Source organism: Pseudoalteromonas sp. XMcav1-K, assembly GCF_044005875.1.
In the GTDB taxonomy this organism is placed as follows: Bacteria; Pseudomonadota; Gammaproteobacteria; order Enterobacterales; family Alteromonadaceae; genus Pseudoalteromonas; species Pseudoalteromonas spongiae.
On the sequence record NZ_JBIPJE010000019.1, the window covers coordinates 20,007 to 33,143 of the forward strand.

Below are 13,137 nucleotides of genomic sequence, written 5' to 3' on the forward strand. Positions count from 1 at the left end.
CCGTTAAAGGCAATCAACAAGACGGGAAAACATTATACTAAAAGTTGCCATTTTGCTCAAATGAAATTTACGCTTTCTCAAGCTTTTTAACACGCTGCCAAACCGCTTCCATTTCTTCAAGGCTTGCATCTTTCATTGGTTTTGATTTGGTAATGGTTAATTCAACCGAATTAAAACGCCTTACAAACTTATTATTAGCGTTGCGCAGTACCTGTTCAGCGTTAAACCCTGAATGGCGAATTACATTTACCAAAGCAAACAGTAAATCGCCTAACTCTTCAGCTAACTTTTCATCTGGCCCGTGAGATTCTAACTCTTCGCGTACTTCTTGAAACTCTTCTTCTACTTTATCAAGCGCGCCTTTGACTGATGGCCAATCAAAGCCAACACTGGCAACACGTTTTTGAATTTTTTGCGCGCGAGTCAGCGCTGGTAATCCATGTGGAATATCATCGAGGGTATTCGTTTTTGACTTTTGTTTACGCTCAGCCGCTTTTTGTTCTTCCCAATTTTCTTTTAACTGCGCTTCAGAAAACACCTCTTCATTGGCAAATACATGAGGGTGGCGGCGCACTAATTTATCGCAAATGGCCGCAACAATATCGTCAAAGTTAAATAACTGCTGCTCTTTACCAAGTTGGGCATAAAAGATAATTTGAAACAGTAAATCACCCAACTCATCTTTAAGTTCAAGCAAATCCTCTCGCTCAATGCAATCGGCTACTTCATAAGCCTCTTCAAGAGTGTGCGGCACAATTGAGGCAAAATCTTGTTGCAAGTCCCAAGGGCAACCACCGTCAGGGTCTCGCAGTTTGCTCATTATATTAAGCAAAATTTCAATATTATGGCTTTGACTCATTAGGTTCTTACCGCCGAAAAAACGCCATCAACTTGCGATAGCTTAACTAACAGTTTATTCATCTGCTCAATATTGTTGATTTCAATCTTCATTTCAAAAATCGCGGTTTGACGCGCATTATTGGTTTGCAGATTCATATTCAGCACATTGGTTTTCTCATTAGCAAGCACTGACGAGATATCACGCATTAACCCTTGGCGATCGTTTGCTTCAATACGAATCGTTACCGCATAGTGCTCACACACTTCATCGGCCCAGCTCACATCAATAAAACGCTCTGGAAATTGGCTTCGTAAATGTTCTAACTGCTCACAGTCACTACGATGCACTGCAATGCCGCGCCCTTGAGTTATAAACCCTTGTACGCTATCGCCCGGCACTGGCTCACAACACTTGGCAACATGGCTTAATAAACTGCCTACACCATCAACAACAATACCGTTTTTATCGCCTTTGCGTGGTTTTGTTGATTTACGGAACTTGGGTAGCTCATCATCTTGCGGTAGATGTTTATTTTGTAAAAAGTTAATTAGCTGATTAATGCGCACATCGGCCGCGCCAACCGCAACTTGTAAATCTTCTATCGAATTCAAGTTAAAACGCGTCAATGCAGGTTTTAAGTCTTTGGTTTGCAAACTCAGTTTAGCAAGTTCCGCATCCAAAATTTCTTTACCAGCGGCAAGATTTTTATCGCGGTCTTGTTGCTTGAACCAGTGATGAATTTTAGAACGTGCACGTGACGATTTCACGTAACCTAATGACGGGTTTAGCCAATCACGACTTGGGTTAGGTTCTTTCTGCGTAAGAATTTCAACTTGGTCGCCAGTGTGAAGCTCATGAGTAAACGGCACGATTTTGCCGAACACTTTTGCACCGATACAGCGGTGTCCAACATTCGAGTGAATGTAATAAGCAAAATCAAGCGGTGTCGCGCCCTTTGGTAAGTCGAGAATATCGCCGCGCGGCGTAAATACGTATACACGGTCTTCCACAACTTGGTTTTTAAGCTCTTCAGCAAACTCTTCGTCGTCGACAACTTCTTCTTGCCACTGTAGTAACTTTCTTAACCAACTGATTTTTTGTTCGTAACCTGAGTTTTTACCCGGCAATGAACCTTCTTTATAAAGCCAGTGTGCGGCAACCCCAAGCTCTGCATCTTGGTGCATCGCTTGGGTGCGAATTTGAATTTCAACAGTTTTGCCTTCGGGTCCAAATACAACCGTGTGAATAGATTGGTAACCATTAGCTTTTGGTGTGGCAATGTAATCATCAAACTCTTTATTGAGATGACGCCAGTTAGTATGCACAATACCAAGCGCCCCATAGCAATCTTGTAATTCGTTAACCACTACGCGCATGGCGCGAATATCAAAGAGCTGATCAAACTCATAATTTTTGTTTTGCATCTTTTTATAGATGCTGTAAATGTGTTTCGGTCGACCGTAAACTTCAGCTTCAATGCCTGATTCAGCAAGCTTAGCTTTTACTAATGCCACCATATTGCTCATGTAACTTTCACGAGCAATGCGCTTATCATCGAGTAATTTAGCGATTTCCTTGTATTTTTCTGGATGAAGGTAACGCAGTGAAAGATCTTCAAGCTCCCACTTTAATTGACCAATACCCAAACGGTTCGCCAGTGGTGCAAAGATGTTGTCCGTTTCTTTGGCGGCAATTACCCGCTCTTCTTCAGAGGCGTTTTTTAGTTCGCGCAATAAACACACTTGCTGCGCGAGTTTTATTACCACAGCGCGCACATCTTCCACCATTGCCAATAGCATACGGCGAATATTATCAATTTGCGTACTGCCTTTGCCCTGGAAGCTTAGCGCACCGAGCGCCGCCATTTGTTCAACACCTTTTAAAAGCTCTACAACTGATCGTGAAAAATGTTTGCTTAAGTGTTCTTTATCGAGCTTGCCGTTTAAATAAAGCGGCGTTAGAAATGCGGTTAACAGGGTTTCAGCATCCATATTAAGCTCTGCGAGAATTTCGACAATTTCTTTGCTAGCAGGCAAACTGGTTTCAAATTCGTCGTCTAATTTTTTTTGCTCGCAATATGCTAGGCAATAATCATAAGCACGCTCAAGCTGCTGTTGCTTATCGTCGCTTAAGGCCAACATCTCTAACCAAGCTTGAAAGCTCTCTAGATTAGCAAGTAAGTGCGATTGCCTAATGGATACCATGTTTATTAATTCTCCTTTTCAAACAACGCCATCGTTTCAATATGGGACGTATTAGGAAACATATTCATCAATGAAATTTTACTCACCTTAAAGCCCGCGTTAGTTAAAAGCTTGCTGTCACGTGCCATGGTTACTGGATCACATGCAACGTAAAGTATACGAGAAAAACGCTTTAATTTAAGTTGAGTTAGAATATCAAACGCCCCCATACGCGATGGGTCTAGCAATAGTACCGAATACTCACGATTAAACCAGTCTTGCGACTTAATATTTTCAGTTAAATCTTGGCAATAAAAATCGATATTGTTTAGCTGGTTATGTGCTGCGTTGTGTTTGGCAAGCTCAATTGCCGAAGCGACCCCTTCTACCCCAACAACAGTATTCGATTGTGTTGCAAGTGGTAAGGTAAAATTACCCACACCGCAGAATAAGTCGAGTACATTATCTTGTTTAGTGAGGTTCAGCCACGTAAGTGCCTGTTTAATCATGGCTTGATTAACCTCGGCATTGACTTGAATAAAGTTATCAAAACCAAAAAACAAGGTTAATTGATAATCATCCAACTGGTAGTAAGGTAATTCATCGCCTGTAAAAGTACCTTTTTCACTATTTAGCACCAACTGCCAATCATTTTCATGGCAAATACGCTGGAGCTTTGCAATATCGCTATCTTTTAGCGGCTTAGTGTGGCGCACAATTAAATAGTTACCGCTTTGCACCGAACACAATTGCAAATGTGAAATCGCATCACCCGCCTTCAACTCTGGGAGCAAGTTACGTATTTCGGTAAAAACCGATTGCCAAGGTTTAACGAGCACGTCGCAGCGTTCGATATTAATGATTTTCTTTGATTGCTTTTGTCTGTAGCCAACCAAAAAGTTATCTTTTTGCTTATCGTAAATCACCGCAATACGGCCACTACGACGATAATGAGTCGGGTTGCTTGCTAGCGCATCACACCAAGGTAAATTAATGACCTCGGCGAATTTTTCAAACAATTTAGTTACTGCGGCCTGTTTTTCAATAACTTGCTGAGCAACTTCTAAATGCTGTAATTGGCAACCGCCACATTGATCGTAATGTTGGCAAAATGGCGCAACGCGATACTCACTTGGCGTAATCACTTTTACGGTTTGGTATTTTTCGAACTTACTTTTATTCGCCAATTGTTTAGCTAAAACAGTTTCGCCTGTTATTGCCCCTTCAACAAATGCCACTTTTTTATTGCTACGCGTTACACCTAGCCCTTCATGGTTCATTGAGTCGATGCTTAATGTTTGTTTCTCTGCTGAAAGTTGCTTTTTTTGCGGTTTAAAAAACCTTGCCACTGTGATTACCCTATAAATTGTTTGCCTAATATCGCTTTAGTCTTTAACCTTAACTCAGTGTCATAATAATTTATTATAACAATCGCACCCGATGAGTAGATTTGGCTTAAGAGACTGGATAATACTATTAACTTTAGTACCCACCTTAACGGTAGGTATTATCCTAGGCAGTTATTTTACCTTAACTCGCTATCAAGAACTTAACGATTTTCTCACCGAACAAGGGCAAACTATTTCCACACCGCTGGCAAAAGCCATAGAGCATGCGCTAAACAGCAACAATATTGTTGAATTAAAGTCGGTTATTAGCGATACACACAATCAACACGCTCCACTTATAAAATCAATTGTATTATTCAACGCCGATCATGAACTTATTCTCACCAGTAACTATTACCCAGAGATAGAAGAGTTTAAATTTGAAAACGGCAACGCATTGCCAAAACAGCTTTATATTAAACAATTTGAAAAAAGCATTCTGTTTTCGCTACCAATTTTCGATAAAAACGCGCTTTCACAAGACAGCTTATTAATTTCACAGCATTTACCAGTAAAAGCCTATGTAAACGTAGAAATTAGTAACGACCGCGCAGTGATTGCGCGCCAAAGTGCTTTGCTGTTTAGTATTGTGATTATTGGTTTAGCCGTAGCCATCGCGTTAGTAATTGCGTTTCGTTTTTCTAATCGCTTAAGTGATCCAATCAAAAAGCTGGTGTTTGCGGTTGATCAGCTAAAAAGTGATGAATTAGAAACCGGACTCGATGAACGTATGGCAGGCGAGTTTGAAATTTTAAGACGCGGCCTTAACGATATTTCGGCCAATATGGTTACGCAAAAAGATGAAATGCAGCGCCATATCGACCAAGCCATTAGCGATTACCGCGAAACGCTTGAACAATACGAAACACAAAATATTAAGCTAAATTTTGCCAAACGCGAGGCGCAAAGAGCAAACCAAGTTAAGTCTGATTTCTTAGCTAAAATGAGTCATGAGCTCAGAACACCGCTTAACGGTGTTATTGGCTTTACCCGCCAGTTATCTAAAACACCACTCAATAAGCACCAAAAAGATTACCTCGATACCATTGAATTTTCCGCAAAAAGCCTGCTTACAATTATTAGTGATATTCTAGATTTCTCTAAGCTTGAAGCGGGTGCGATGGAACTTGAGCATATTCATTTTCAATTGCGCGATACCATTAACGAGGCGCTCACCTTATTAGCGCCGAACGCCCACGAAAAGCACATTGAATTATCGCTATATGTTGCTGATGGGATTTCCGATCATGTAATAGGCGACCCTACCCGCTTTAAACAAATTTTAATCAACCTTATTAGTAACGCGATTAAATTTACAGACAATGGCAGTGTTACTATTGACGTAACCGGCCGTATGTTAAGCGACCATAAGCAAGCACTGCTTATTTCTGTCAAAGACACCGGCATTGGCATCGATAGCAATAAACAAGATTCACTGTTTTTGGCGTTTGGTCAGGCCGATTCCAGCATTACCCGTAAGTTTGGTGGTACCGGTCTAGGTTTGATTATTACCAAACACTTAGTTGAAGCAATGGGCGGTAAAATTTCCTTAAATTCAGCGCTAGGCAAAGGCAGTTGCTTTACCTTTAATGCTGAACTTGAAATTCCAAAACACCAATATGCGGTAGATTTACCACTTGGTCCGTTAGAGCAAAAACGCGTGTTATTCTTTGAACCGTTTGAACACAGCTTTGAAGCCGGCAAAGAATTATTAGAAAGCTGGCAGTTAAATGTGACTGCATGTGCAACATTCGGCGAATTGGAAGAAGCGCAAAATCAAGCGTTTAATTTTGATATTGGCCTGCTTGCTGTGAACATTGACCCCAACGACCTACACGCATGCCGCGAACTAATTAAGCGTGCACGGGAAAAATGTGATTACCTATACGTATTAGTTAATACCATATCGCATAGCTATCGCGAGGTGGTGATTAATGCCGGCGCCGATGCGTGTTTGTCAAAGCCAATGAACCATCGCAAGCTGTGCCATACACTTGCCGCCCCATACAGACTTGATCACCCAACGATTAGCACTCCGGCAACAGATAAAGAAACATTGCCATTAAAAGCGCTTGTGGTGGATGATAACGATGCTAACTTGCGCTTAATGTGTGCACTGCTTCGCGACAAAATTGAAAGTTTTGATACCGCACACAATGGGGCGCAAGCGGTTAGCCTTGCAAAAAGCCGTAAGTACGATGTGATACTGCTTGATATTCAAATGCCAATTATGGATGGCGTAACCGCATGCAAACTCATTTTAGAATCGTCTCTTAATGAGCAAACCCCAATTATTGCCGTGACCGCTCACGCTCTTGCCAGTGAAAAAGAATCGCTACTAAGCAATGGCTTTACCAGTTACCTAACCAAACCGATCGATGAAGAAATTTTAATGAAAACCATTGCAGAGTTTGGTTCAAAAGATTATCAACCGAAAGTACAACCTGCCAAATTAATTAGCAGTGAACCTCCGTTTTCGAGCAATATGATTGATTGGCAGTTAGCATTACAACGCGCTGGCGGAAAAGAAGATCTCGCGAACGAAATGCTGAGCATGTTATTGCTTAGTATTCCCGAAACACAAAAGTTAATTAGCGAAGCCTTTGACGATAGTGACAGCAAAGAGCTATTAAGTATTATCCATAAATTTCATGGCGCCTGTTGTTACACTGGTGTGCCCAAAATTAAAAACCTCGCAGAAACCATCGAAACTGCGTTAAAACAAGCACAAGCGCTTAAAGACATCGAACCAGAAATATTTGAACTGCAAGATTGTTTATCGAGCTTAATGCAAGATGCTGGGGCAATTCAGAGTGTAGAGTAAAAGTTTACTGTTAAAGTAGAGTGAAGATTTTGACGGGGACTTGTGAGTTTAATCTCTTCTAAATAATGGAATAAGTGCTGGAATGTCGCTGCTGCTAAAAGCAGCGACAAACACAATTTACATTCTTGCTTCTAGCATTAAGCGTTTCATATCTGAAACGGCTTTTGCTAAGCCATCAATCGCTGCACGCGCAATAATTGCATGGCCAATATTAAGCTCGTAAATTTCTGGAATGGCGGCGATTGGTTTTACATTATGATAATGCAAACCATGACCTGCGTTTACGGTTAAACCTAAATCTGCTGCGTATTTACAACCAGCGGCGATACGCGCGAGTTCTTCATCACGCTCTTTATCGTTTTCAGCGTCTGCATACGCGCCAGTGTGAATTTCAACGAATGGCGCTTTTACTCGAGCACATGCATCAAGTTGCGCTTCAATTGCATCAACAAACAGCGATACTTTAATACCGGCTGCGCTGAGTTTTGCTACTGCATCGACAATTTTTGCTTCGTTGCCAACTACATCTAGGCCGCCTTCGGTGGTAAGCTCTTCACGTTTTTCTGGCACTAAACATACGTATTCTGGATTTACCTTAAGCGCTATACCTATCATTTCATCGGTAACGGCCATTTCTAAATTCATACGTGTTTGAATGGTTTTTGCCATTACATATACATCACGGTCTTGAATATGACGGCGGTCTTCACGTAAGTGGATAGTAATACCATCTGCACCAGCGTGCTCTGCAACGGTTGCTGCATGTGCTGGGTCTGGAAATTGCGTGCCACGGGCTTGTCTTAACGTTGCGATATGGTCAACATTGACCCCTAATAAAATATCTTTCATAAATTAAGATCCAAATAATTCTCGGCTTTTCAGTTTTTTATACCCTAAAAGCGGATTAAGTAAATAGCGTGCCAGTTGTTTTGCTAATGTGCGCGTTAGCTTATCAGAAAAGTCTAAGCATGCAATTTGTTGTATTTGCTTTCCACTTAAACCTCGGCGACTACCTTTTAACGACAACCAACCTAGTTCATTTTGATACTGGTAATACGTATCATCTTTCAATTCAGAGCCGTGAGCGTCAAAAGAAAAATCTAACCCTACACCTAACGCTTCTAATAATTGAAACTCAAACGAACGCAAAATGGGTTCGTAGTCTTCATCATTCGCTAACTGCGTTATATGCTGATGATACAGTTCATATATTTCATCAAGTGGTTCATTGATAGGTGTTAAGCGCGCGGTCAATTCGTTGAGGTAAAAACCACAGTACAAAGCTTTATTTTTGAGTGCGACAAGGCTCTCGAGCTCGTATTGGTTTAAGTATTTGATATCGCCTTTGCCAGCATATTGTACGCTAAGGCGACTAAATGGTTGCAGATTGGCTTTTTGTTTGATGCTATTGCGGCCCTTCACACGAGCCAACAAGCGGATATGACCAACACCTTGTACCAACAGGTCCAACATTAACTGCGAGTCGCTAAATGGACGTGAATGCAGTAAATAAGCTGGCACAAAGTGTTGCATTGATTAGACCTTAGTCTTCACCATAGCCTAAGCTGCGAAGTGCGCGTTCATCATCAGCCCAACCTGATTTCACTTTTACCCAAAGTTCTAAGAACACTTTATTATCAAGCATATCTTCAAGATCTTTACGTGCTTCGCGGCCGATTACTTTAAGCTTTTCGCCTTTATTACCAATCACCATGCGTTTTTGTGTTTGGCGCTCAACCAAAATTAAGCCATTAATTTGCCAAACGCCGTTATCCATCCATTTAAACTGTTCAATTTCAACAGTCACGGAATACGGTAGCTCGTCCCCCATAAAGCGCATTAATTTTTCGCGAATCACTTCTGCCGCTAAAAAGCGCATTGAGCGATCGGTTACGTAATCTTCAGGGAAGTAAAATTCACATTGAGGCAAAGTGTTATGAACGTGCTGTTTGATTTGCTCAACGCGTTTGCCATGCTTTGCTGAAATTGGGATCATATCAAGGAAATTACCTTTCGTTGCTAACCACTGCAAATGTGGTAGTAACTCTTCTTTTTCCTTAACGTTATCTTCTTTGTTGATTGCAAGAATCACAGGCACGCCACTGCCCATTACCTTAGTAAGTACCATCTCATCGTCATCTGTCCAACGGGTACCTTCAACCACAAAGATAATCAGTTCCACGTCACCAATTGAGCTGGATGCAGCGCGGTTCATTAAACGGTTAATTGCGCGTTTTTCTTCGCTGTGAAGACCTGGAGTATCAACATACACGGCTTGGTATTTGCCTTCAGTATGAATACCCATAATGCGGTGACGCGTAGTTTGCGGCTTACGTGAAGTAATACTCACTTTTTGCTCAACCAAACGGTTTAACAGCGTTGATTTACCCACATTTGGGCGGCCCACAATGGCAATCATGCCACAGTGAGTATCAATTGGCGCATCTAACAGGTCTTTATCAAGCGTCATCTTTAATCATCTTCAATGCAAGCTCAGCTGCTTTTTGTTCTGCTTTACGACGCGAACTTCCTTTAGCTACTACTTGAGGTTTATTCTCAATTAAGCACTCAACCGTAAATACTTGATTGTGCGCTTGGCCTTTAGTATCAATTACATTATAGCTAGGCAGAGGGATCTTGCGGGCTTGCAGATACTCTTGTAGCAAGGTTTTTGGGTCTTTTTGATTGTGCCCTGGGGTAATTGCTTGTAAACGCGTTTGATACCAGTTAAGTACTAATTCACGACATGTTTCAATGTCTGAATCTAAAAATACAGCACCTATAATTGCTTCAACGGCATCAGCAAGCGTTGATTCACGGCGATAACCACCGCTTTTCAGCTCACCCGGACCAAGGCGAAGAAAATCGCCAAGTTCAAATTCCACACCAAATTCCGCCAATGTTTGACCGCGTACTAGCGTAGAGCGCATACGGCTTAAATCGCCTTCACGGGCTTTTGGAAATTGATGATACAAAGCATCAGCTATAACGAAGCTCAAAATCGAGTCACCTAAAAACTCAAGGCGCTCATTGTGAGCACCTCGGTAACTTCTATGGGTCATTGCTTGCTCTAGCAAGCGAACGTCGTTAAAGCTGTAACCTATCTTCTTAAATAATAAGTTTACGTCTTTAGTCATTATTAACTTGTTAAAAGATTATTGAATTTTGCCAAGGCGTTCAAAGCGCACACCAGTTGGCACCCAAGACGGTAATAAACTGTCTTCGTCTTCTGAAAAAGTAAAGCTCATCCAAATAAATACTGCTTTACCTACTAAATTTTCTTTTGGTACAAAACCCCAAACACGGCTATCTTGGCTGTTATCGCGGTTATCACCCATTGCAAAATAATGGCCTTCTGGTACGCGCCATTCATCTTGCGCCGTACCCGCTTGCTGATAATAGCGACCTGATAATTCAGGCATTGCTGGGTTAATTAAAATATCGTGTGTTAAACCTGAAAGCTGTTCTGTTGCGCGAATTTGTGGCACACCAGCGAGCATAAACTCACCTTGATTCACCAGTTCACGTTCCATTTTATTAAACTGACCACAAGTTAAGCCTTGGCTATCACTTTGCCCTGCATCACATTTAGGTTTAATGTAAATTTCTTTATTGCGATAAATAATAGTATCGCCCGGTAAACCCACGACACGTTTAATAAAATCAATTTTATCGTCTTCTGGGTATTTAAATACAAACGGGTCACCACGCTCTGGCGTGCCAACATCCATTAGTTGCGAGCGCCAAACTGGGTCTTTTACACCATAAGAGTATTTTTCCACTAGAATGAAATCACCTTTTAATAAGGTTGGCATCATTGAGCCCGATGGAATTTGAAACGGTTCATACAAAAACGAACGGAAAATTGTAATGGCGGCAACCATAGGAAAAATCGACTGCGCTGTTTCAGCAATTGAATGCTGCGGTGCAATCTGCTCGATCACATCTTCGGTTAACGGCACACCACTTGCGCCTTGCGCCACGGCAATACGCTCTTTACGCTTAGGTGCGTAAACTAAGTGATCGATTAACCAAATTAGGCCCGAACCTAAGGTCAACAATACTAAAAATATTGAAAAATAACCCGCCATGTCATTAACTCCTTACTTGCCCACTTTCAAAATGGCTAGGAAGGCGTCTTGAGGTACTTCAACATTACCGAGTTGTTTCATACGCTTTTTACCTTCTTTTTGTTTTTGTAATAGCTTTTTCTTACGTGATACGTCACCACCGTAACACTTCGCGATTACGTTTTTACGAAGTTGTTTTACAGTAGTACGTGCAATTACGTGCCCGCCAATGGTTGCTTGAATCGCAATATCGAACATCTGACGCGGAATAAGCTCTTTTAATGCTTCTGCTAATTGACGACCACGTGATTGAGATGCATCACGGTGACAAATAATTGCCAGTGCATCAACACGGTCACCATTGATAAGAATATCAACGCGAACCATATCGGCTGGTTGGAAATGCTTAAAGTTATAATCAAGAGATGCGAAACCACGGCTGGTTGACTTCAATTTATCAAAGAAGTCCATTACTACTTCACCCATTGGCATTTCGTAAGTAATCGCTACTTGGTTGCCGTGATAAGCCATTTTTGTTTGCATACCGCGTTTTTCAACGCACAGGGTAATTACGTTACCAAGGTACTCTTGCGGCACAAGAATATTTGCTTCAACGATTGGCTCGCGAATTTCTTCAATATTACCAACTGGCGGTAAATCAGACGGGTTATCGATGTGAATAACGTTACCGCCCTTTTCAACAATCTCATACACTACCGTTGGTGCAGTAGTAATAAGGTCCATGTCATATTCGCGCTCTAAACGCTCTTGGATAATTTCCATGTGTAGCATACCCAAGAAGCCACAACGGAAACCAAAACCAAGTGCTGTTGAGTTTTCAGGCTCATAGAATAACGACGCATCGTTTAAGCTTAGTTTTGATAGCGCATCACGGAAGCTTTCATATTCGTCTGATGAAATTGGGTACATACCCGCATACACTTGCGGTTTTACCTTTTGGAAACCCGGTAATGGAGCATCAGCTGGCTGACGTTGCAAGGTGATGGTATCACCTACTGGTGCACCGTGAATATCTTTAATACCCGCGATAACAAAACCTACTTCACCCGTTCTTAACGTGCCCGTTTCAGTTTGTTTTGGCGTGAAGATACCTACTTTGTCGGCGATGTGAACTTGACCATTTGACATGATCTGGATTTTATCGCCTTTTTTCAGCTCGCCGTGTTTAATACGCACAAGTGATACTACGCCTTGGTATGGGTCAAACCATGAATCGATAATCAGCGCTTGTAATGGCTTTTCTGGATCACCTTCTGGTGGTGGAATATTTTTAACAATGTCTTCAAGTACCGCGTCGATACCTAGACCTGTTTTTGCACTACATTGGGTTGCACCCGTTGCATCGATACCTACGATATCTTCAATTTCTTCCGACACGCGGTCAGGATCAGCTTGCGGTAGGTCGATTTTATTTAGAATTGCGAGTACTTCTAGATCCATTTCAATTGCGGTGTAACAGTTAGCAACTGTTTGTGCTTCTACACCTTGACCAGCATCAACTACTAATAATGCACCTTCACACGCTGCTAATGAACGCGAAACTTCATAGGTAAAGTCAACGTGTCCGGGTGTGTCGATAAAGTTTAGTTGGTATGTTTCGCCATCGTTAGCAGTGTAGTTTAGCGTAACACTTTGCGCTTTAATGGTAATACCACGCTCACGCTCAAGGTCCATTGAATCCAGTACCTGCTGTTGCATTTCGCGATCAGATAAACCACCACAGACTTGGATTAAACGATCCGATAAAGTCGATTTACCGTGATCAATGTGGGCAATAATAGAAAAGTTACGAATGTGCTTCATATGTTGG

General features: G+C 41.7%; 10 protein-coding genes. 1 reads left to right on the top strand and 9 read right to left on the bottom strand.

The window, feature by feature from the left end:
• Positions 1 to 67 precede the first annotated feature (67 nt).
• The 3 genes from mazG to rlmD are packed head-to-tail and all read right to left on the bottom strand — an operon-like array spanning position 68 to position 4,373.
• Positions 68 to 859, bottom strand: a complete 792-nt coding sequence (gene mazG / locus ACHSBP_RS01235; RefSeq protein ID WP_395387977.1) for a nucleoside triphosphate pyrophosphohydrolase — start codon at positions 857 to 859, stop codon at positions 68 to 70.
• Positions 859 to 3,045, bottom strand: coding sequence for a GTP diphosphokinase (gene relA, locus ACHSBP_RS01240; protein WP_395387978.1), 2,187 nt, complete (start codon positions 3,043 to 3,045; stop codon positions 859 to 861). Before relA ends, mazG begins: the two co-directional genes overlap by 1 nt.
• 5 nt (positions 3,046 to 3,050) lie before the next feature.
• The gene (gene rlmD, locus ACHSBP_RS01245) at positions 3,051 to 4,373 is read right to left on the bottom strand and encodes a 23S rRNA (uracil(1939)-C(5))-methyltransferase RlmD (protein WP_010560762.1); all 1,323 of its coding nucleotides are present in this window, start codon (positions 4,371 to 4,373) and stop codon (positions 3,051 to 3,053) included.
• Between the two features lie 91 nt (positions 4,374 to 4,464).
• On the opposite strand from rlmD, the gene barA reads away from it, so the two are divergent.
• A complete protein-coding gene (gene barA / locus ACHSBP_RS01250; RefSeq protein WP_395387979.1) occupies positions 4,465 to 7,236 on the top strand; it encodes a two-component sensor histidine kinase BarA in 2,772 nt (923 codons plus the stop codon).
• A gap of 117 nt (positions 7,237 to 7,353) precedes the next feature.
• Here barA and pdxJ read toward each other — a convergent pair whose 3' ends face one another.
• The 6 genes from pdxJ to lepA are packed head-to-tail and all read right to left on the bottom strand — an operon-like array spanning position 7,354 to position 13,130.
• Entirely contained in the window at positions 7,354 to 8,085 is a 732-nt protein-coding gene (gene pdxJ, locus ACHSBP_RS01255; protein WP_395387980.1) for a pyridoxine 5'-phosphate synthase, read from the bottom strand.
• A gap of 3 nt (positions 8,086 to 8,088) precedes the next feature.
• Positions 8,089 to 8,769: a DNA repair protein RecO gene (gene recO, locus ACHSBP_RS01260; RefSeq protein ID WP_010560765.1), complete on the bottom strand. Its 681-nt coding sequence runs from the start codon at positions 8,767 to 8,769 to the stop codon at positions 8,089 to 8,091.
• Between the two features lie 10 nt (positions 8,770 to 8,779).
• Positions 8,780 to 9,706, bottom strand: coding sequence for a GTPase Era (era, locus tag ACHSBP_RS01265; RefSeq protein WP_010560766.1), 927 nt, complete (start codon positions 9,704 to 9,706; stop codon positions 8,780 to 8,782).
• Positions 9,696 to 10,373, bottom strand: coding sequence for a ribonuclease III (gene rnc / locus ACHSBP_RS01270; RefSeq protein WP_010560767.1), 678 nt, complete (start codon positions 10,371 to 10,373; stop codon positions 9,696 to 9,698). The genes era and rnc overlap by 11 nt, the downstream gene beginning before the upstream one ends.
• Positions 10,374 to 10,391: 18 nt before the next feature.
• On the bottom strand, positions 10,392 to 11,327 hold the full coding sequence (gene lepB, locus ACHSBP_RS01275; protein ID WP_010560768.1) for a signal peptidase I: 936 nt from the start codon (positions 11,325 to 11,327) through the stop codon (positions 10,392 to 10,394).
• 12 nt (positions 11,328 to 11,339) lie between these two features.
• Complete coding sequence (gene lepA / locus ACHSBP_RS01280) at positions 11,340 to 13,130, bottom strand: translation elongation factor 4 (RefSeq protein WP_010560769.1); 1,791 nt, start codon at positions 13,128 to 13,130, stop codon at positions 11,340 to 11,342.
• Positions 13,131 to 13,137 lie beyond the last annotated feature (7 nt).